Annotated in this window: 17 protein-coding genes; 6 read left to right on the top strand and 11 right to left on the bottom strand. The window is 70.4% G+C overall.

Features of this window, described 5'->3' with window-relative positions; genetic code table 11:
- Window positions 1-5: 5 nt before the first annotated feature.
- From AB0B45_RS42230 to AB0B45_RS42215, 4 genes are read right to left on the bottom strand one after another with little or no spacing between them, the layout of a single operon-like run.
- Window positions 6-827: a class II fructose-bisphosphate aldolase gene (locus AB0B45_RS42230; protein WP_358143127.1), complete on the bottom strand. Its 822-nt coding sequence runs from the start codon at window positions 825-827 to the stop codon at window positions 6-8.
- A 20-nt stretch (window positions 828-847) separates the two neighbouring features.
- Window positions 848-1,726: a 1-phosphofructokinase family hexose kinase gene (locus AB0B45_RS42225; RefSeq protein WP_358143125.1), complete on the bottom strand. Its 879-nt coding sequence runs from the start codon at window positions 1,724-1,726 to the stop codon at window positions 848-850.
- Entirely contained in the window at window positions 1,726-2,859 is a 1,134-nt protein-coding gene (gene nagA, locus AB0B45_RS42220) for an N-acetylglucosamine-6-phosphate deacetylase (RefSeq protein ID WP_358143123.1), read from the bottom strand. The genes AB0B45_RS42225 and nagA overlap by 1 nt, the downstream gene beginning before the upstream one ends.
- Window positions 2,856-3,737 (bottom strand): SIS domain-containing protein, encoded by an 882-nt coding sequence (locus AB0B45_RS42215; RefSeq protein WP_358143121.1) that lies wholly within the window; start codon window positions 3,735-3,737, stop codon window positions 2,856-2,858. Before AB0B45_RS42215 ends, nagA begins: the two co-directional genes overlap by 4 nt.
- A gap of 103 nt (window positions 3,738-3,840) precedes the next feature.
- On the opposite strand from AB0B45_RS42215, the gene AB0B45_RS42210 reads away from it, so the two are divergent.
- Window positions 3,841-4,611: a DeoR/GlpR family DNA-binding transcription regulator gene (locus tag AB0B45_RS42210; protein ID WP_358143119.1), complete on the top strand. Its 771-nt coding sequence runs from the start codon at window positions 3,841-3,843 to the stop codon at window positions 4,609-4,611.
- A 77-nt stretch (window positions 4,612-4,688) separates the two neighbouring features.
- Window positions 4,689-6,431 carry a glycerol-3-phosphate dehydrogenase/oxidase gene (locus AB0B45_RS42205; protein ID WP_358143117.1) on the top strand — a complete coding sequence of 581 codons (1,743 nt, stop codon included), beginning with the start codon at window positions 4,689-4,691 and terminating at the stop codon, window positions 6,429-6,431.
- Window positions 6,432-6,504: 73 nt separating this feature from the next.
- On the opposite strand, the gene AB0B45_RS42200 is transcribed toward AB0B45_RS42205, so the two are convergent.
- The 3 genes from AB0B45_RS42200 to AB0B45_RS42190 form a co-directional block, all read right to left on the bottom strand.
- Window positions 6,505-8,616, bottom strand: a complete 2,112-nt coding sequence (locus tag AB0B45_RS42200) for a beta-propeller domain-containing protein (protein ID WP_358143116.1) — start codon at window positions 8,614-8,616, stop codon at window positions 6,505-6,507.
- A gap of 32 nt (window positions 8,617-8,648) precedes the next feature.
- Complete coding sequence (locus AB0B45_RS42195; RefSeq protein ID WP_358143114.1) at window positions 8,649-10,739, bottom strand: protein kinase; 2,091 nt, start codon at window positions 10,737-10,739, stop codon at window positions 8,649-8,651.
- 108 nt (window positions 10,740-10,847) lie between these two features.
- Window positions 10,848-12,893, bottom strand: coding sequence for a WD40 repeat domain-containing serine/threonine protein kinase (locus tag AB0B45_RS42190; RefSeq protein WP_358143112.1), 2,046 nt, complete (start codon window positions 12,891-12,893; stop codon window positions 10,848-10,850).
- A 56-nt stretch (window positions 12,894-12,949) separates the two neighbouring features.
- On the opposite strand from AB0B45_RS42190, the gene AB0B45_RS42185 reads away from it, so the two are divergent.
- The 3 genes from AB0B45_RS42185 to AB0B45_RS42175 are packed head-to-tail and all read left to right on the top strand — an operon-like array spanning window position 12,950 to window position 16,907.
- Window positions 12,950-14,470, top strand: coding sequence for a succinic semialdehyde dehydrogenase (locus tag AB0B45_RS42185; protein WP_358143110.1), 1,521 nt, complete (start codon window positions 12,950-12,952; stop codon window positions 14,468-14,470).
- Entirely contained in the window at window positions 14,467-16,116 is a 1,650-nt protein-coding gene (locus AB0B45_RS42180; RefSeq protein ID WP_358143108.1) for a GMC family oxidoreductase, read from the top strand. The genes AB0B45_RS42185 and AB0B45_RS42180 overlap by 4 nt, the downstream gene beginning before the upstream one ends.
- 47 nt (window positions 16,117-16,163) lie before the next feature.
- Window positions 16,164-16,907 carry an MBL fold metallo-hydrolase gene (locus AB0B45_RS42175; protein ID WP_358143106.1) on the top strand — a complete coding sequence of 248 codons (744 nt, stop codon included), beginning with the start codon at window positions 16,164-16,166 and terminating at the stop codon, window positions 16,905-16,907.
- Here AB0B45_RS42175 and AB0B45_RS42170 read toward each other — a convergent pair.
- On the bottom strand, window positions 16,891-17,631 hold the full coding sequence (locus AB0B45_RS42170; RefSeq protein WP_358143104.1) for an N-acetyltransferase: 741 nt from the start codon (window positions 17,629-17,631) through the stop codon (window positions 16,891-16,893). The two genes, AB0B45_RS42175 and AB0B45_RS42170, sit on opposite strands and share 17 nt — an antisense overlap.
- 129 nt (window positions 17,632-17,760) lie before the next feature.
- On the opposite strand from AB0B45_RS42170, the gene AB0B45_RS42165 reads away from it, so the two are divergent.
- Window positions 17,761-18,003, top strand: coding sequence for a hypothetical protein (locus tag AB0B45_RS42165; protein ID WP_358143102.1), 243 nt, complete (start codon window positions 17,761-17,763; stop codon window positions 18,001-18,003).
- On the opposite strand, the gene AB0B45_RS42160 is transcribed toward AB0B45_RS42165, so the two are convergent.
- Genes AB0B45_RS42160 through AB0B45_RS42150 form a run of 3 tightly spaced genes read right to left on the bottom strand, consistent with a single transcriptional unit; the run spans window position 17,927 to window position 19,161 of the window.
- Window positions 17,927-18,748 carry a CPBP family intramembrane glutamic endopeptidase gene (locus AB0B45_RS42160; RefSeq protein ID WP_358143100.1) on the bottom strand — a complete coding sequence of 274 codons (822 nt, stop codon included), beginning with the start codon at window positions 18,746-18,748 and terminating at the stop codon, window positions 17,927-17,929. The genes AB0B45_RS42165 and AB0B45_RS42160 overlap by 77 nt on opposite strands.
- A 30-nt stretch (window positions 18,749-18,778) precedes the next feature.
- Entirely contained in the window at window positions 18,779-18,919 is a 141-nt protein-coding gene (locus AB0B45_RS42155; RefSeq protein ID WP_358143098.1) for a hypothetical protein, read from the bottom strand.
- Window positions 18,916-19,161 (bottom strand): hypothetical protein, encoded by a 246-nt coding sequence (locus AB0B45_RS42150; protein ID WP_358143096.1) that lies wholly within the window; start codon window positions 19,159-19,161, stop codon window positions 18,916-18,918. Before AB0B45_RS42150 ends, AB0B45_RS42155 begins: the two co-directional genes overlap by 4 nt.
- Between the last annotated feature and the right edge of the window lie 178 nt (window positions 19,162-19,339).

Raw genomic sequence — 19,339 nt, 5'->3', positions numbered from 1 at the left:
CCGGTTCAGGAAAGGACGCCGAGCAGGTGGGTGACCTCGCGCGCCACCGCCTCGCGGCCGGCCTTGAGGTACTTGCGGGAGTCGACGACCTTGGGATCGTTGGCCAGGTACTCCCTGACGGCCCCGGTGAAGGCCTTGTTGAGGTGCGTGGCGATGTTGATCTTCTTCATGCCGTGCCGTACGGCGTCGCGCAGGTTGTCGTCGGACACCCCAGAGGAGCCGTGCAGGACCAGCGGCACCGGCACGGCGGCGTGCAGCTCGGCGATCAGCGCCAGGTCGAGCACCGCGTCCTTGGTCGTCATCGCGTGGGAGGTGCCGACGGCGACGGCCAGGGCGTCGACGCCGGTGCGGGCGACGTAGTCGACGGCCTCGTGCGGCTTGGTGCGGGCGCCGGGGGCGTGGACGCCGTCCTTGCCGCCGACCTCGCCGAGCTCGGCCTCCACCCAGACGCCGTGGGCGTGGCAGTGGGCGACGACCTGCGCGGTGGCGGCGACGTTCTCCTCGTCGGGCAGCGCGGAGGCGTCGAACATGACCGAGCCGAGGCCCAGCGCGACGGCCTCCTCGACCAGCGCCCTGTCGGTGGCGTGGTCCAGGTGGACGGCGACGGGCACGGCCGCGCGCCTGGCGACGGCGAGCGTGGCGAGGGCGACGGGTTCGAGCGCGCCGTGGTAGCGGACGGCGTTCTCGCTGATCTGCAGCACCACGGGCGCGCCCGCGGCCTCCGCGCCCGCGACGATCGCGGTCGCGTGCTCCAGCTGGATCACGTTGAACGCGCCGACGCCCGCCTTCGCGCTGCTGACGATCTCTGCGATGCCGACGAGAGGCATGGGGCTCCTTCTAAGCGTTTCTAGGCGATGACGATCTCGGAGTGGATGGCGTCGAACACGCCACGATCGAAGTCGCCCGCCACGGGCGCGGCGACGGCGGCTGCTCCCAGCGCGGCCGCCCTGCGCAGCAGGTCGGGCCACGGCAGGTCCTCTACCAGGCCCAGGGCGAGCCCCGCCACCAGCGCGTCACCCGCGCCCGTGGGGTTGCCCTCCACCCGGTACGGCATGCGCGCGCGAAACGTTCCCGCAGGCGTGATGGCGTGCAGCCCTTCCTCGCCCATGGACACGACGACCGCCCCCGCCCCCTCGGCCAGGACGGCCTCGGCGCCGCCGTCAGGGAAGGCGCGGGCCAACTCGTCCTTGTTGGGCTTGACGATCGAGGGCCGGCCCTTGGGCGCGTGGCGCAGCGGTTCGCCGTCGGCGTCGACGATCGTGGGCGCGCCGCTCATGGCGGCGAGCGTGGCGTAGAGGTCGGAGGGGACGCCCCGGGGAAGGCTGCCGGAGATCACGACGGCCTCGGCGTCCTTGGCCAGGTGCTCGAAGCCGGCCAGGAAGCGGTCGAGTTCGTCGCCGGTCACGAGCGGGCCCGGCTCGTTGAACAGCGCCGTGGTGCCCGAGTGGATCACCAGCGTGGTGCGGGAGTCGCCGGAGATGGGGGTGAGCGCGGAGGGCAGGCCCGCGGCGTCCAGGTCGGCGCGGATGGCCTCGCCCGTTGGCCCGCCCGCGAGGCCCGCCACCACGACCTCGCGGCCGAGGGCGGCGAGCACCCGCGCGACGTTGACGCCCTTGCCACCGGCACGCCTGTGCACCGAGGAGACCCGGTTCACCCCGTCCCAGTCGGCGTCGGGCACCTGGTAGGTGACGTCGAGGGCGGCGTTGAGCGTGACGGTGAGGATCATCAGGGCTCCGTGATCCAGCCGCCGCGCTTCATGACGCCGGCGACCTTGAAGGAATCGTTGAGAACGACCAGGTCGGCGACCTTGCCCGCGGCGATGGACCCCACCTCGTCGGCGATGCCGAGCACGCGGGCGGGGGTCAGCGAGGAGATCTCGACGGCCTCGGCGATGGAGAGCCCGACCTGCTGGACGGCGCGGCGGAAGGCGACGTCCATGGTGAGGGTGCTGCCCGCGATGGAACCGCCCTCGGCCAGGCGGGCCACGCCGTTGCTGACGTCGACCTGCATGGAGCCGAGCACGTAGGTGCCGTCGCCCATGCCGGTGGCGGCCATCGCGTCGGTGATCAGCGCCGTGCGCTCGGGGCCCGCGACGGTGTAGGCGAGGCGCAGCATGGCGGGGTGGACGTGGACGCCGTCGTTGATCAGCTCGACGGTGACGCGCTCGTCCTCCAGGAGGGCCGCGATGGGGCCGGGCATGCGGTGCCCGAGCGGCGGGAGCGCGTTGTACAGGTGGGTGGCGACGCTCGCGCCCGCGTCGATGCCGGCGATCGTCTGCTCGTAGGTGGCGTCGCTGTGGCCGAGGGCGGCGATGACGCCTTCGGCGGCCGCCGTACGGATGGTGTCGAGCGCTCCCGGCAGCTCGGCGGCGATGGTCAGCATGCGCACGTGGCCGCGCCCCGCCTTGACCAGCTCGCCGAACTCCTTCGGGTCGGGCTCGCGCAGCAGCCTGGGGTTGTGCGCGCCGCAACGCGCCCTGGAGATGTAGGGACCCTCGAAGTGGATGCCGGCGAGGATCCCCTCCTCGCACAGGTCGGCGAGGGACGAGGTGGCGGCGGCGATGTCCTCGATCGTCCCCGTCACCAGGCTCGCGACCATCGTGGTGGTGCCATGACTCTCGTGGAGCGCGACGGCGTCGCGCGCCTTGTCCTGCTGACCAGTCGGGAAGGACCCGCCCGCGCCGCCATGGTTGTGGATGTCGACGAAGCCGGGCACGACCAGCCGCCCGGCCAGGCTGTGGCCCGCTCGGGGGGCGGGTCCGTGACCGACATGCGTGATGCGGCCGTCTTCGATGGTCAGCCACCCGTCGTGAACTCCCTCGGGAGTCGCGATACGGGCGTCGGCGAGAGTAAGGCTCATGAAGAAAGAATCACAGATCGCGTGAGGTGCATCGGCTCGTCGGGGTCGAGACCGCGGGCGAAGGCGCGCGCGACCGCGACCCGCTGGGCGCGGATCAGCTCGGCCATCGGGTCGAGCGAGGTCTCGAAGAACGTGCCGCCGGTGACTTCGACCTGCTCGCGCAGGCCCTCGGGGGCCGTGCCGAGCATCCAGGTGACGCGGTCGGGTCCCGCGATGCTGATCGGACCGTGGCGGTACTCCATCGCCGGGTACGCCTCGGTCCACGACCTGGAGGCCTCGCGCATCTTCAGCGCCGCCTCCTGCGCCAGGCCGACCGACCAGCCGGTGCCGAGGAAGCTGAATTGCTCGGCCTCGATCAACTCGGCGCCCAGGGGGGCGGAGACGGCCTCCGTCGCGTCGGCGATGGCCTTGGTGAGGTCCTCGCCGAGGCTGGCGCGCAGCAGCGCGAGCTGGGTCGTGGCGAAGCGGGTCTGCACGACCGACCGCTCGTCGGCGTAGTCGAGGACGATGACCTCGTCGGCCAGCGTCATGACGGGGGTGCCGGGGTCGGCGGTGATGGCCGTGGTCCTGGTGCCGGCCTCGGCTGCCTTGCCGAGCAGGTCGAGGACCTCGGTGGTGGTGCCCGAGCGCGTCAGCGCGAGCACCCTGTCATAGGTACGGCCGAGCGGCGCCTCCGACGCGGCGAAGGCGTCGGTCTCGCCCAGGCCCGCCTGCTCGCGGAGGGTGGCGTAGGCCATCGCGATGAACCAGGAGGTGCCACAGCCGACCACGGCGACCCGCTCGCCCGGCTTGGGCAGGGCGTCGGCCGGGATGCTCTCGACGGCACGACGCCAGCAGTCGGGCTGAGACGCGATCTCGGCCTCGGTGTGGGTGGTCACGGCTTCCTCCCAATTGTGTTTGTTTCTGCTCTTTTTATATCAGAAAAGAGCATGACTGTGCAGTGCTAGTAGGTCGGTCATCGGATGTGCCACGCTTGCCCCCATGAGCCGTTATGACCGTTGGAACTCGATCCTTGAGCTGCTCGCAGAGGAGGGACGGCTCTCGGTCGAGGAGGCGGCCCAGGCGCTCGACGTCTCCACCGCGACCATCCGCCGTGACTTCGACCAACTCGCTCAGCAGCAGATGCTCATGCGCACCCGCGGCGGCGCCGTCGCGCAGAGTGTCAGCTACGACCTGCCCCTTCGTTACAAGACCGCGCGGCACGCCGACGAGAAGCACCGCATCGCGTCCGCCGCGGCCGAGTTGGTCTCCCCTGGGGCCGTGGTCGGGATGAACGGCGGCACCACCACCTCGGAACTGGCCCGCGCGCTGGCCACCCGCTCGACGCTCGAGGCCGGGTTCACGATCGTCACCAACGCGCTCAACATCGCCTCCGAGCTCACCGTCCGCCAGCACGTGAAGATCGTGGTGACGGGAGGGGTGGCCAGGCCACAGTCGTACGAGCTCATCGGACCATTGGCCGGCGGCGTGCTCGAACAGGTGACACTGGATGTGGCCTTCCTCGGGGTCGACGCGCTCGACGTTGAGCTCGGCGCCTCCGCGCACCACGAGGGCGAGGCCTCGGTCAACAGCCTGCTCATCGGCAGGGCCGCCCAGGTCGTGGTCGTGGCCGACTCCTCCAAGCTGGGCAAGCGGGCCTTCGCCAGGATCTGCCCCATCAACCAGATCGACACGCTCGTGACCGACGAGCGGCTGTCCGACGAGATGGCGAGCGGGTTCGCGGACGCCGGGGTGAAGGTCATCCGCGCGTGAGCGGGCACGCCAATGTTGTGGCGCAGCTCAAAGTCCGTTAACGCTCGACCAAGACGAAAGCGGGTACGTTTCGTTTCATGACGGCGAACATCGGAGCCTCCAGGCTCGGCCCCGCCGAGAGATCGGCCGCGCTGGCCGCGCTGGCGGAACGAGAGCTTGACGTGGTCGTCGTGGGCGGCGGCGTCGTGGGCGCGGGTGTGGCGCTCGACGCCGCCACCCGCGGCCTGTCCGTCGGGCTTCTCGAGGCGCGCGACTTCGCCTCGGGTACCTCCTCCCGATCCTCCAAGCTGATCCACGGCGGCCTGCGCTACCTCGAGCAGCTCAACTTCGAGCTGGTCAGGGAGGCGCTGCAGGAGCGGGCGCTGCTGCTCCAGCGCATCGCCCCCCACCTGGTACGGCCGGTGCCGTTCCTCTTTCCGATGACCCACTTCGGATGGGAACGCCCCTACGTCGGGGCGGGCGTGGCCCTCTACGACACGCTCGGCTTCGCCTCGGGCCTCAGCCGTGGCGTACCGGGGCACAGGCACCTGTCCAGGAGCAGGGCGCTGCGGCTGGCCCCCGCGCTGAAGCGCAGCTCCTTCACCGGCGCCGTGCAGTACTGGGACGCCCAGGTCGACGACGCCCGCTACGTGATGACCATGCTCCGCACCGCGGCCGCCTACGGCGCGCACGTGGCACAGCGGGCGCAGGTGGTCGGCTTCCTTCGCGAAGGCGAGCGGGTCACCGGCGTGCGGGTGCGCGACCTGGAGAGCTCCACCGAGGTGGAGATCAGGGCCCGCCAGGTCGTCAACGCCACAGGGGTGTGGACCGACGACATCCAGGAACTGGTCGGCGGCAGGGGCCAGATCCACGTGCGCGCCTCCAAGGGCATCCACCTGGTGGTCCCGCGCGACCGCATCCACTCCCTGACCGGGATCATCCTGCGCACCGAGAAGTCCGTGCTCTTCGTGATCCCGTGGGGCAGGCACTGGATCATCGGCACCACCGACACCGAGTGGACGCTCGACAGGGCGCACCCCGCCGCCTCGCGGGTCGACATCGATTACCTGCTCGACCACGTCAACGCGGTGCTGTCGGTGCCGCTGACCAGGGACGACGTCGAGGGTGTCTATGCCGGGCTGCGCCCGCTGCTGTCCGGGGAGTCGGAGGAGACCTCCAAGCTGTCCAGGGAGCACGTGGTCGCCCACCCGGTCCCGGGCCTGGTGATGATCGCGGGCGGAAAGTACACCACGTACAGGGTGATGGCCAAGGACGCGGTCGACGCGGTCGCGCACGGCCTCGACCAGCGCGTGCCCGTCTCCTGCACCGACCGCGTCCCGCTGGTGGGGGCCGAGGGATACCCGGCGCTGTGGAACTCCCGTCACCGGCTCGCCCGCAGCTCGGGTCTGCACGTGGCGCGCATCGAACACCTACTTCAGCGGTACGGCTCGCTCATCGACGAGGTGCTGGAGCTGATCGAGGAGGACCGCTCGCTGGCCAGGCCGCTGAACGGGGCCGACGACTACCTGCGCGCCGAGATCGTCTACGCGGCGACCCATGAGGGGGCCAGGCACCTCAACGACGTGCTGACCCGGCGGACCCACATCTCCATCGAGACCTTCCACCGGGGGCTCGCCGTGGCGCAGGAGGCGGCCGAGCTGATGGCGGGGCCGCTGGAATGGGACGACGATCACGTGAAGAGGGAGGTCGAGTACTTCTGCAAGCGGGTGGAGGCCGAGCGGCTCTCCCAGGAGCAGGACACCGACCACGAGGCCGACGCGATCCGCCTGGGCGCGCCGGAGATCGTCCCCGTCGCCCTCCCCACACACACCCGCCCCTGACGAGTCCACGAGGTACGGCCGATCCCCGGCCCCTCGAGAGACGAGAGACCGGGGATCCGGGAGCGGCCGAGGGTCAGGTGAGCGGGATCCAGGCCTGCTCGTCCAGCGTGTTCAGGTCGTTGACCTTGATCCCCGAAGGCGACACCGTCCACAGCGAGTCACCGATCACCACAGAACGCTGGATGTTCGGCTCGTAGGTGTAGTCGCCCTCCTTCACCCGCGGGTGCTTGATCGTGCCCGCCGCGCTCACCCCGCTGTCGGTGATCTTCAGCACCATCGCCCCCGACTCGGACTGCCCGTTCTTGTAGCTCGACACGGGGATGACGGCGGTCCCGGTCTTGGGCCAGTACAGGAACGCGTGCGGGTCCCACTCGGCCTCGGACCCCGAGTCCTTCTGGAACAGCTGCGACAGCCGCCGCGGGTTGGCAGGGTCGCTGACGTCGAACAGCGAGACCTGGGTGCCGAGCGTCCTGCCCTTCTCGCTGGCCTCCTGGCCGAGCCCGATGAGGCGTCCCTCGCCCGCCGGGTGCAGATACGCGGAGTAGCCGGTGATCTTGAGCTCGCCCGTCACCTTCGGCGCCGCGGGGTCGCGCAGGTCGAGGGTGTAGAGCGGGTCGACCTGCCGGAAGGTCACCACGTACCCGACGGGGCCGATGAAGCGGACCGAGTAGATGCGCTCGTTCCTGCCCAGGCCGCCGACCTCGCCGATCTTGGCCAGGGTGTCGGCGCGCAGCACGTAGACACCGCTGGAGCTGGTCTTCTGATCGGCCGTGGTGGTGGCCACGCGCAGGTTGCCCTCGTACTCCGACATGGCGTACTGGTTCAGCAGTCTGCCGGGGACCTTGCCGGACGCGACGTACTTGGGCGCGCCCGGCCGGCTGATGTCGAAGCGGTGGACCTCGGTCTCCTCCGGCGGGACGGCAGGGCTGGTCGGCGGCGCCGCGGATCCCGTGGGAGTCGGCTCGTCGATGGGGGCGAGCACCGAGCCCGACGAGCTGGTGGAGGTGTCGGCGGAGGCCGGAGGGGCGGAGGCGGTCGCCGACGGCGCGTCCGACGGCGCGTTCGAGGGCGGGTCGGAGGGCGGGTCGGAGGGCGCGGACGTGCCCGCTCCGGACTCGGTGGCCGACGGCACAGGCGTGTCCGCCACCGGAATCGGCTCGATCGGCACGGGGAACCACCAGCGCGGGTTGCTCGTGACGTACAGACTGGTTCCCGTCCCGTAGACGGTGTCGCCGTCCGCCGCCACGGCGATCGGGTTGGCCGCCGAGGCCGCCAGGTCCTGCGTCAGGTCGATGGAGTGGACCGTCAGCAGCGACGTCCCCGTGTACTCGTCGGGGTGGCTGACCTGCTCGCACTTCACCGCCTCCGCGCGCGACCTGCCCGCCGCGTCGGTGATGGTGAACTTCGGCAGCCACGCCGAGATCGGCGCCTGCCGTACGACGGCCTGGTTGACCTTGATGCGCTCGGCCTCGGGCACGTCCTCGCGCGGCTGCGGGAAGGTGATGTCGGGCTGGCTGCGCACGACGAGCCGTACCGTGGAGCCCACGAGCCTGGCGTCCACGTGCATGCCGTTCGGCTCGATGGTGCCGAGGAGCTTGGGTTCGCCGGACAGGTCCACGAGCACGTACTGCGGGCCGCCGGTGGGCGCGAAGGCGCGCTTGGCGACGGCGCCGAACGGGATGCCGCCGCCGTTGAACAGCACCAGGGCCCTGTCGCCCGACACCAGCAGGTCGCCCGCGACCCAGTTCTCCTTGGCCAGTTCGAGCGTGCCCGTGACCTTCTTGGTGGCCGCGTCGATGACGCGGAGCTTGCCGTGGCTGACGGTGATGACCCGCTTGCCGTCGGTCTTGACCAGGTCGGGCTCGTCGACGCCCTGCTCGTGCACGTTCGTGGTGGAATGCTCGGCGCCCTTGCCGTCGGCCGTCGCCTGGGGGACGGCCTTGCCCGCGACGTCCGAGCGCTCCATGTACATGATGGGCGGCCCGCCGAGGCCCCACGACGAGACGTTCTTGGCCGTGTTCTCGCGCAGCCCGGACAGCATGTCGTCGCAGCTGCTGTAGGAGACCAGCTTCACGTCGCTCAGGTCGAGTGGCGCCGATGCGCGTGGGGCGACGGAGGCGGAGCAGGCGGCGGCCGCCGTCGCGAGGGCGGCGGCGGTGAGTGCCGTCCGGATCAACGTCTTCATGACCCCTTACACGGGCGGGCGCGCGGAACGGTTCATGAGGTCCTGGTGAGGGTCGGGCTGAAGCCGACGCCGTCCGGGATGTCGAGCAGGGTGCGGACCTCCTTGCCGGCGAAGTCGACGACCTGGATGCGGTCCTTTGCGGCGTTGTCGAGCTCCCAGCAGTAGAGATGGGTCTCGTCGTACCAGCCGAGGAGCTTGTCGCAGGAGGAGGAGATCTTGCGCACCCGGTCTCCCGAGCCGCTGTCCCAGAGGCACAGCTCACCCGAGTCGCCATCGGGGCAGCGGGTGGCGAACGACCGGCCCGAGGGGGAGAAGATGTCCTGGGTGCCCGCAGGCAGCTCGCCGACGTTGACGACGTCGCGCACCTTGTGGCCGGAGGCGTCGAAGAAGCGCAGGTCGGAGCCGAAGAGGTTGACCACGCCCTCGTTCTCGCCGTCCCAGCCGTAGGAGCTCTTGCCCGTCACCTTGACCACATCCGCCTTCTTCGCGGCCACGTCGACGATGGCGAATCCCAGGTAGAGCCAGTCGTCGCCCTTGGACTGCTCGACGTTGAGCAGGATCTTCGAGCCGTCGCTCGACCAGGCGCGGACGCTGCTGATCAGCGGCTCCTTGACGGTCTTGATCGAGGTCTTCTTGCCGGTCTCCCGGTCGGTGATCTCGACGGAGTCGTAGCGGTCGGAGGTGTAGTTCTTGCTGCGTCCCGCGAGGTAGCGGCCGTCGGGGGACAGCAGGGTCTCCCAGTTGCCGCCGTAACGGCTGAACGGGCCCTTCAGCGCCCCTCTGGCGTAGTTGACCCACTCCTTGGAGTTCTTGTTGTAGACCTCGTAGGAGGTGAGCGTGATCGGGTCGTCGGGGTGTTCGTAGGCCGTGGCCTGCGTGCCGAGCAGCCGCTGCTTGGCCAGCCCCTGCGTGGGCACGCCCGTGGGCGAGGGCGTGACCGAAGGGGTGGACGCGCGCGTCTGCGCGGCTGACGACGGCGAGGGCGTGGCGCGCCCGGACAGCCTCCCCCAAGGCACCGCGATGACCGCGATGACGACGAGCAGCGCGGCGGCGCCCGCCGCGAGCCCGACGACCAGCCCCGTTCTGCTCTTCTTCGGCGGAGGAGGGTAGGCGCCCGCCGGATGGGTCGGGGGTTGCGCCCATCCCTGTTGCGGGCCCTGCGGCGCCCACTGCGCCGGGGGAGGCGGCGGGCCTGTGTGGCCGTGCGGGGCGAAGCCGGGATGAGACACCTGCGGGTGCGGCGCACCGGGGGCGGAGAAGGCGTGCGGCGGGACCGCCATGGAGGCGGCCGCCGCGGCCTCCTGCAGCATGCCGCCGGGGGTCACCGGGTGCTGCAGCAACCGCATGATGACCTGCTCGGCCGTGGGCCGCTGGGACGGGTCCTTCGACAGGCAGGCGTGCACCACCCCGCGCAGCGGCTCGTCGAGGCCCGACACGTCGGGCGGCGCGTTGAGCACCCTGTTGATCACCGCGGGCATCGTGTCGCTGCCGAACGGGGCCCTGCCAGAGGCGGCGTAGGCGATTGTGCTGGCCCAGGTGAACAGGTCGGCCGCGGGCCCCACCTGGTGGCCGAGCAGCTGCTCGGGAGCCATGAACGACGGCGTGCCCACGGGCGAGGAGCTGATCGTGGAGGTGGCGTTCAGCGCCCTGGCGATGCCGAAGTCGATCACACGGGGCCCGTCGGGGGCGATGATGACGTTGGCGGGCTTGAAGTCGCGGTGCACGATGCCCGCCTGGTGGATCGCGGCGAGCGCGGTCGCGGTGCCGATCGCGAGGCGATGGAGGGCGGGCCCGGTGCGCGGGCCCTGCTCCTGCACCACGCGCTGCAGGGAGGGGCCCTCGATGTACTCGCTGACGATGTAGGGCCTGTCGTGCTCGGCGCCCGTGGCCAGGACCTGCGCCGTGCAGAAGGGCGCCACCTGCTGGGCGACCTGGACCTCGCGCAGGAACCTCTCGGCGCTGACCGTGTCGCCCGGACGCAGCCATTTGATCGCGACACGCGCGCCCGTCCTGTCGGCGGCGAGGTAGACGACGCCCTGGCCGCCTTCGCCGAGCCTGCCGAGGAGCGTGTAGTCGCCGAGTCTGGCCGGGTCTCCAGATCTGAGCTGATCGTAGGGCGGCATAGAGGGAATTCTCCCGGGTCGCCATAACGGTTGAGCCACCGAATATTCTTCCAGGAGTGTCGTGAAGCCCTCAGCCAGGCGGTCTCCGGCGGAAGGACGCCGAACGGTTCATGTGGTCCTGACGAAGTTGGGGCTGAAGCCGTCGCCGTCCGGGATGTCGAGCAGGGTGCGGACCTCGCTGCCGGCGAAGTCGACGACCTGGACGCGGTGCTTGGGGGCGTTGTCCTGCTCCCAGCAGTACAGATGGGTCTCGTCGTACCAGCCGAGGAACTTGTCGCAGAAGGTGGTGAGACTGCGCAGCCTCTTGCCCGACTCGCTGTCCCACAGGCACAGTTCGCCGTCATCGCCTCCGGGGCATTTCGTGGCGAACGACCTTCCCGAGGGGGAGAAGATGTCCTGCGTGCCGATGGGAAGTTCGCCGACGTCGAGGGCGTCGCGCAGCTTGTTGCCCGCGGCGTCGAAGAAGCGCAGGTCGGAGCCGTAGAGGCGGACCACGCCCCGGGTCTGGCCATCCCATCCGAACGAGCTGTCGTCCTTGCCCGCCATCGTGACCACGCTCGCCTTCCGCGCCGCCACGTCGACGATGGCGAAGCCCAGGCTGAGCGTGTTCTCGCCCTTCACCTGCTCGACGTTGAGCAGGATCTTCGAGCCGTCCTTCGACCAGGCGCTGATGCTGCTCACCAGCGGCTCCTTGACGGTCTTGACGGCGGCCTTCTTCCCGCGGGTCCTCGCGTCGACGATCTCGATGGAGTCGTAGCGGTCGGAGGTGTAGTTCTTGCTGCGTCTGGCGAGGTAGCGGCCGTCGGGGGAGAGCATGGTCTCCGCGTAACCGCCGTAGAGGCGGAACGGGCTCGTCAGCGTGTCCCTGGCGTAGTTCACCCACTCCTTGGTGCTCTTGTCGTAGAGGTCGTACGACGTGAGCATGATCGGATCGTCGGGGTGCTCGAAGAGGGTGGCCTGCGTGCCGGGCAGCCGCTGCTCGGCCAGCCCCCGCGTGGGCACGGCCGGGCGGGTGGGTACGGCAGGCGAAGCCGAGGGCGTGACCCGGCCGAAGATCCGCCCCCACGGTACGGCGACGGCCACCACGACGAGGAGCAGTGCGGTGAGCGCCGCGGCGAACCCGGCGACCAGCCTTTTCCTGCTCTTCCTGAGCGGCGTCGGACGGGTCATCGGGGGATGGGCGGCGGGCGGCGCCCATCCGTGCCCGGTTCCCCATGGCGGTTCGGCGGGGCCTCGCGGCGGAGGTCCTCCCACACCTGAGCTCTGGGAGCGCGGAGGGTCGCGGCCGGGGAAGGCGCAGGTGGAGCCCACCATGGAGGCGGCGGCGGCCTCCCGCAGCATGCCGCCGGGGGCCACCGGGTGCCGCAGCAGCCGCATGATGACCTGCTCGGCGTCGGGCCGCTGGGCGGGGTCCTTGGACAGGCAGGCGTGCACGACCCCGGACAGCGGCTCGTCGAGATCCGAGACGTCGGGTCGCGCGTTGAGGATCCTGTTGATGACCGCGGGCATCGTGTCGCTGCCGAACGGGGCCCTGCCAGAGGCGGCGTAGGCGATCGTGCAGGCCCAGGCGAACAGGTCGGCGGCGGGCCCCACCTGGTGGCCGAGGAACTGCTCGGGCGCCATGAACGACGGTGTCCCCACCGGCGAGGTGCTGATCGTGGAGGTGGCGTCGAGGGCCTTGGCGATGCCGAAGTCGATCACTCGGGGCCCGTCGGGGGCGATGATGACGTTGGCCGGTTTGAAGTCGCGGTGCACGATGCCCGCCTGGTGGATGGCGGCCAGCGCGGTGGCGGTGCCGATCGCGAGGCGGTACAGGGCCGGCCCGGTGCGTGGACCCTGCTCCCTGACGACGTCGTGCAGGGTGGGGCCTTCGATGTACTCGCTGACGATGTAGGGCCTGTCGTGCTCGGCGCCCGTGGCCAGCGCCTGGGCGGTGCAGAAGGGCGCGACCTGCTGGGCGACCCGGACCTCGCGCAGGAACCTCTCGGTGCTGACGGCGTCGCCGAAACGCAGCCACTTGATCGCGACACGCGCGCCCGCGCGGTCGGCGGCGAGGTAGACGACGCCCTGGCTGCCGTCGCCGAGCCTGCCGACGATCGTGTAGTCACCGAGACTGGCCGGGTCTCCTGACCTGAGCGGATCGAAGGACGGCACATCTGAAATTCTCTCGCGCCGCCATAACGGTTGCGCTACCGAATATTCTTCCAGGTATGCCGCAAAGCCTCAGCCACGTGGTCTCCAGCGGAAGGACGCAGGAGATCAACGTCCCGTTCACCGGCGAACCACTGGCCGCGATGCCGATCTCCACCCCCGACGACGTCCGCGCGGCCTACGAAAGGGCCCGCGCCGCGCAGGAGGCATGGGCCGCGCTGCCCGCGGCCGAACGCGCCAGGCCGTTCCTGCGGCTGCACGACGCGATCCTCGACCGGCGCGCCGAGATCCTCGACGTGGTCCAGCAGGAGACGGGCAAGGCCCGCAGGCACGCCTTCGAGGAGGTGCTCGACGTCGCGGGCTGCTCGCTCTACTACGCCCGCCGCGCCGCGGGGCTGCTCGCGCCGAAGGCCCGCAAGGGGATCTTCCCCATGGCCACGCGCGTGGTCGAGCTGCGCCACCCCAAGGGCGTGGTCGCGCTGATCTCGCCGTGGAACTACCCGCTCTCGCTCGGCGTCGGCGACGTGGTGCCCGCGCTGCTGGCGGGGAACGCGGTCGTGCACAAGCCCGACACGCAGACCTCGCAGTCGACGCTGTGGACCATCGACCTGCTGACCGAGCTCGGCATGCCGCGCGAGATCTGGCAGGTCGTGCTGGGCGAGCCCGCCGACATCGGCGACGCGTTCATGGACGGCGCCGACTACGTCGCCTTCACGGGGTCGACGCGCGGCGGACGCAAGATCGCCGAGGAGTCGGCCAAGCGGCTCATCGGCTGCTCGCTCGAGCTCGGCGGCAAGAACCCGATGATCGTGCTGGACGACGCCGACCTCGACGTCGCGGCCCAGGGCGCGATCCGCGCCTGCTTCACCAACGCGGGCCAGCTGTGCATCTCCATCGAGCGCCTCTACGTGCACGAGTCGATCTTCGACGCCTTCGCCGACCGCCTGGTGCGCCAGGTCGAGGGCATGAAGCTCGGCGCGGGCCGCGACTGGTCGATCCAGATGGGCTCGCTGACCTCGCGGCGGCAGCTCGACGGCGTGGTCGCGCACGTCACCGACGCGGTGGACAAGGGCGCCAAAGTGCTGACCGGCGGCAGGGCCCGCCCCGACCTCGGCCCGCTGTTCTACGAGCCGACCGTGCTGACGGGCGTCACCGAGGACATGGCGCTCTGCCGCGACGAGACGTTCGGCCCTGTCGTCAGCCTGTACCCGTACTCCTCGGAGGAGGAGGTGCTGGCGCTGGCCAACGACACCATCTACGGGCTCAACGCCTCCATCTGGACGGGAAACCCCGCGCGCGGGCGGGCGCTGGCCGCGCGGGTGAAGGCGGGCACCGTCAACATCAACGAGGGGTACGGCTCGGCCTACGCCTCCTACGACGCGCCGATGGGCGGCATGAAGGCCTCGGGCCTTGGCCGCAGGCACGGGGTCGAGGGGCTGCTGAAGTTCACCGAGGTGCAGAACGTCGCCAGCCAGGCCTCGTGGCTGGGCTTCGACCCGCCGATGGGCATGCCGTACGACAAGTACGCCGACCTGCTGTCGGGCCTGCTCAAGACGATGAAGAGGCTGCGGCTGAAGTGAGCTTCGACGTCGTGGTGATCGGTTCGGGCTTCGGCGGCAGCGTGTCCGCCCTGCGCCTGACCGAGAAGGGATACAAGGTCGGCGTCCTGGAGGCGGGCCGCAGGTTCGACGAGTCGACGCTGCCGAAGACCTCCTGGCGGGCGCGCGACTTCCTCTGGGCGCCATGGCTCGGGTTCAAGGGCATCCAGCGCATCCACGTGCTGGGCGGCGCGAAGGGCACCCGGGTCATGGTGTTGGCGGGCGCGGGGGTCGGCGGCGGCTCGCTCGTCTACGCCAACACCCTCTACGAGCCGCTCGAGCCGTTCTTCGCCGATCCGCAGTGGGCGGCGATCACCGACTGGAAGGCGGAGCTCGCTCCCTACTACGACCAGGCCAAACGCATGCTCGGCGTGGTCGTGAACCCGACGCTCACCCGCGCCGACGAGGTCATGAGGAAGGTCGCGGCCAGGATGGGCGTCGAGGAGACGTTCCGCCTGGCCCCCGTCGGCGTCTACTTCGGGCCCTCGGGGCGGGATCCGTACTTCGGCGGCGCGGGCCCCGTCCGCCAGGGCTGCGTCGAGTGCGGCGAATGCATGACGGGCTGCCGCCACGGCGCCAAGAACATGCTGACCAAGAACTACCTCTACCTGGCCGAGCGGGCGGGCGCGAAGGTCTACCCCGAGTGCACGGCGGTCTCGGTCAGGCCCGACGGTGACGGCTACCTGGTCACCGCGCACCGGACGGGCGCCCCGTGGCAGCGCCGTACGTTCCGGGCGAAGCAGGTGATCTTCGCGGCCGGCGCCTACGGCACGCAGCGGCTCCTGCACCGGCTCAGGGCCGGCGCGCTGCCGCGGCTCTCGCCCAGGCTCGGCGCGCTGACCCGCACCAACTCCGAGGCGCTGCTCGGCTTCGAGCGGCTGGCCACCGGCGGCGACAAGCTCAACCGCGGTGTCGCGATCACCTCCTCGATCCATCCCGACGCCGAGACCCACATCGAGCCCGTCCGCTACGGCGACGGCTCCAACGCCATGGGCCTGCTGCGCACCCTGCTCGTCGACGGCGACCGCTCCAGGTGGCGGGGGTTCCTGCGCCAGGTCGCCGAGGATCCGCTGACCGCGCTGCGCCTGCTCAACCTCCGTCGCTGGTCCGAGCGCACGATCATCGCGCTGGTCATGCAGGCCAACCACAACGCCATCACCACCCGCAGGTCGCTGTTCGGCCTGCGCAGCGAGGGCGGCAGGAACCCGACGTGGATCCCCGCGGGCCACGAGGCGGTACGGCACGCGGCGAAGGAGATCGGCGGCGTGCCGGGCGGGTCGTGGCTGGACCTGTTCGACACCCCCGCGACCGCGCACTTCCTCGGCGGCTGCGCCATCGGCGACTCCCGCGAGAGCGGGGTCATCGACCCCTACCACAGGGTCTACGGCTACGAGGGGCTGCACGTCGTGGACGGCTCGGCGATCTCGGCCAACCTCGGCGTCAACCCCTCGCTCACCATCACCGCGCAGGCCGAGCGCGCCATGGCGTTCTGGCCGAACGCCGGCGAGCCCGATCCGCGGCCGGCCGCGGGGTCGGCCTACGTGAAGATCACACCGATCGCGCCGAAGCGGCCCGCCGTACCGGAGGCGGCTCCTGGAGCGCTGCGACTGAGGATCGTTTCATCGTGACCGTGCTCGGGGGAATAGCCGCCAGCCGGTGAATGTCGTTGTAGGCCATGGAGATGCGTTACGTGGGCGGCCCGACCGCCGTCATCGAGCTGGGCGGCGTGCGGCTGGTCGTCGATCCGACATTCGATCCGCCGGGTGAGTACCCGATCGGTGAGCGGGTGCTCACCAAGACGGCGGGACCCGCCTTCGGGCCCGAGCCCGCCGACCTGGTGCTGCTCTCACACGACCAGCATCCCGACAACCTCGACACGGCGGGCAGGGCCTACCTCGGGACCGTCCCGCTGGTGCTGTCGACGGGACAGGCCGCCGGACGGCTCGGCGGCGCCGTCAGGGCCCTGCCGAACTGGGAGAGCGTCGAAGTCGGCGCGCTGCGCGTCACCGGTGTCCCGGCCCAGCACGGGCCGGACGGCACCGAGCACCTGGTGGGCGAGGTCACCGGGTTCGTGCTGTCGGGCGACGGCCTCCCCACCGTGTACATCAGCGGCGACAACGCCTCGCTCGACGTGGTCAGGGCCATCAGCGCCCGCGTCGGCGCGATCGACGTGGCGGTGTTGTTCGTGGGAGGCGCGCGGACGCCGCTCCTCGGCGACGCCTACCTGACCCTGCCGAGCGCCGACGCGGCCGAGGCCGCGCGCATCCTCGGCGCCCGTGACGTGGTGCCGCTGCACTTCGAGCACTGGCAGCACTTCACCCAGGGGCCCGACACCCTCGTGGAGGCCTTCGAGCGGGCGGGCCTGTCCGACCGGCTGCGCCTGCTGAAGCCGGGCGAGCAGATCACAGTGGGTGGCTGACCCAGACGTTCGGCTCCACGTAGACGGCGTGGTCCTGGTCGAGGTCGACGTGGACGGGCGCGAGCGCCCTCGGCACCTCGACGGGACCACTGCGGTCGAAGGGCAGCCCGGTCCACTCGCGCCACTCGGCGAGCGTGCCGGGCACCACCATCGACCTGGGCGCCACCTTCACGATCTTCGCTCCGGCCCGCACGTGGACCCGTAGCCACGCGTCGTACGGCAGGCCGTCCTCGCGGGTGCGGAAGGCGTACTCCGCCATCGGCGTGCGCGGTTCGAGATGCTTCTGGTTGGGCCTGACCGGCGCGAGCAGCTCGGTGAACCCGAGCCTGGCCGCGTTGGCCCGCATGGCGGCCAGCATCTGCTTGGACAGGCCGCCGCCCTGGAGGTCCTCCCTGATCGTGATCTCGAGCGCGGAGATCGCGTTGGGAGTGGCTCCCCTCCTGCGGGTGGTCGTTCCCCAGCGGACCGCCGTGTCCCAACCGCCGTCGGGCAGGTCGCCGTCGGGCCGCTCGAACGGCACGGCGAACGCCCTGGCCACGATGGTGCCTGGCTCGTCCTCGTCGACCGCGACGAGCACGTGGTCGGCGAAGTCGCTCGTGGCGACCGTGTAGTAGAGCCCTGCGAGGAGGTCGTTGAGCATGAACTCGGGCCACGGGTTCGGCATGTCCCACAGGGTGTCCGCGAGGTCCGGCCGCTCGGCCAGGGTGCTGATCCGAAGGGTCATGGCGGACATCTTCACATGGAGCTCCAGGGCGAACACGCGCGGCGGATCGACGAGCCAGCTGGTGGGCGGCCGAAATTGACGTTTCGGGCACGCTGGCCAGCCGTCGCACGCTGACCTGATTATGGCCATATGTGGGATATCGAGGAGTTCGAGAGTGCGGCACGGGTGGCCGTCGAGGAGCTGTCGCGCTACGTGGCCGACAGCCAGAGCGGCGCCGCCAGGGTGGTCAACCGCACGCCGCCGCGCGAGCTGGCCGAACGCCTGCACCTCGCGAACCTGATGGAGAAGGGCGGCCTCACCCCCGAGGCCTTCCGCGGCGGACGAACTGCGCCTGGCTCGGGCGCATCAGCCACACGGCAGCGGCGAGCGTGAGCACCCAGCCGATCACTTCGATGAGCAGGTGATCCGTTGCGTTGGGGACGGATTGCAGCAGGTACACCCGGACGCTGTTGATCGCTCCGTGCGTCAAAACCGCGGGCCAGACACTCCCCGACTGCCAGCGAAGTGCGAGCAACAGCGGCGCCCATGGCAGCATGCCCGCGAAGTAGATAACGATGTCCCAGGGTGGTCGATCACCGATGACGGCGAGGACCGGCAGGTGCCAGACGATCCAGACCAGACCGCTGACAAGGGTCAGCGGCCAGAATCCCCATGACGCGGCACGCGTCGCCAGCCAGCCGCGCCAGCCGAACTCTTCGCCGATGGCGAAGACCGACTGCATGAGGAAGACCGGAACGATCCACATGGTCGCCGCGAAGATCTGGTCAAGCGGGTTGAGCTGCCAGATTCCCAATGCCAGTGCGATGGCGGTTTGGATCGCGGCGATCGCGGCGATGAGGCCGATGCCGATGCTGGCCCACTTGGGTGTGCCGCGCCACCTGGTGGCGAACGTCTCTCGGAACGTTCCGGGTCGTCGGGCAAGCCACATGATGATCGCTGCGAGCAGCGGGGTCAGTTGCAGGATCGGAGTGATCAGGTTGTAGAAGTCCGTCGGGACGAGCCGGAAGACCATCGGAACGGACAGCGCGAAACACAGCAGGACGGCGATCGCGAAAAACCACGTGACATCGATAATAGTTGATCTGGCAGAACTGGAGCGCGTGGGGGACGCAGTCATGATGACCTCGTTTCGTGCGGGCGCGAGGATCTAGCTCGATGAGCGTACGGTGATCTTGGTGTAGCGCGGATCGGCCATCTTGAACTCGGGGAGAACCTTGACGACCGGGTCGTCCACGGAGAATCGGTCCGTCAGCAGCATGATCGCCGTCGCCGTCATCGACTTGCTCATAGACGCGATCCGGAACCGGGTCCCGCCGTCACCGCGTTGCCGTCCCCGTCCCGGCCGCGGACGATCTTCTCGACCGACGACCCGTTGATGACAGCCGCCGCGACGCCCGGCGTGCCGTAGACGGAGCGGTAGTCGTCGACCAGCCGTTCGCCACCGGCAAGGGTCGGTGCCGTCCAGCCGAGCAGCACGGCGAGCGCGAGCAGGGAGATCACAAGCGGAAGGCACAGACGTGGAAAGGACACGACGTCGAACCTAGGCCGGGCGTCACCGGCCGACATCACCCTAAGGGGTGAGACGGGACCACCCGGCAGGATGGAATTCAGTTAGGCAGATCGTTGCGACCCACAAGCCCGTTCTCGTACGCGTGGATCACCGCGTGCACGCGGTCGCGCAGGTTCAGTTTCTGCAGGACGGCCCGGA

Source organism: Nonomuraea sp. NPDC049152 (assembly GCF_040648355.1).
GTDB lineage: Bacteria > Actinomycetota > Actinomycetes > Streptosporangiales > Streptosporangiaceae > Nonomuraea.
This window is presented reverse-complemented; position numbering and strand designations above follow the sequence as displayed.

Bases quoted from the DNA above. Each gene is read 5' to 3' on its own strand.
- AB0B45_RS42170 (WP_358143104.1), bottom strand. From the start codon at position 17,631: ATGACCCTTCGGATCAGCACCCTGGCCGAGCGGCCGGACCTCGCGGAC.
- AB0B45_RS42195 (WP_358143114.1), bottom strand. From the start codon at position 10,739: ATGCCGCCCTACGATCAGCTCAGATCTGGAGACCCGGCCAGACTCGGC.
- AB0B45_RS42185 (WP_358143110.1), top strand. From the start codon at position 12,950: ATGCCGCAAAGCCTCAGCCACGTGGTCTCCAGCGGAAGGACGCAGGAG.
- AB0B45_RS42210 (WP_358143119.1), top strand. From the start codon at position 3,841: ATGAGCCGTTATGACCGTTGGAACTCGATCCTTGAGCTGCTCGCAGAG.
- AB0B45_RS42200 (WP_358143116.1), bottom strand. From the start codon at position 8,616: ATGAAGACGTTGATCCGGACGGCACTCACCGCCGCCGCCCTCGCGACG.
- AB0B45_RS42155 (WP_358143098.1), bottom strand. From the start codon at position 18,919: ATGAGCAAGTCGATGACGGCGACGGCGATCATGCTGCTGACGGACCGA.
- AB0B45_RS42230 (WP_358143127.1), bottom strand. From the start codon at position 827: ATGCCTCTCGTCGGCATCGCAGAGATCGTCAGCAGCGCGAAGGCGGGC.
- AB0B45_RS42165 (WP_358143102.1), top strand. From the start codon at position 17,761: ATGTGGGATATCGAGGAGTTCGAGAGTGCGGCACGGGTGGCCGTCGAG.
- AB0B45_RS42225 (WP_358143125.1), bottom strand. From the start codon at position 1,726: ATGATCCTCACCGTCACGCTCAACGCCGCCCTCGACGTCACCTACCAG.
- AB0B45_RS42175 (WP_358143106.1), top strand. From the start codon at position 16,164: ATGGAGATGCGTTACGTGGGCGGCCCGACCGCCGTCATCGAGCTGGGC.
- AB0B45_RS42205 (WP_358143117.1), top strand. From the start codon at position 4,689: ATGACGGCGAACATCGGAGCCTCCAGGCTCGGCCCCGCCGAGAGATCG.
- nagA (WP_358143123.1), bottom strand. From the start codon at position 2,859: ATGAGCCTTACTCTCGCCGACGCCCGTATCGCGACTCCCGAGGGAGTT.
- AB0B45_RS42160 (WP_358143100.1), bottom strand. From the start codon at position 18,748: ATGACTGCGTCCCCCACGCGCTCCAGTTCTGCCAGATCAACTATTATC.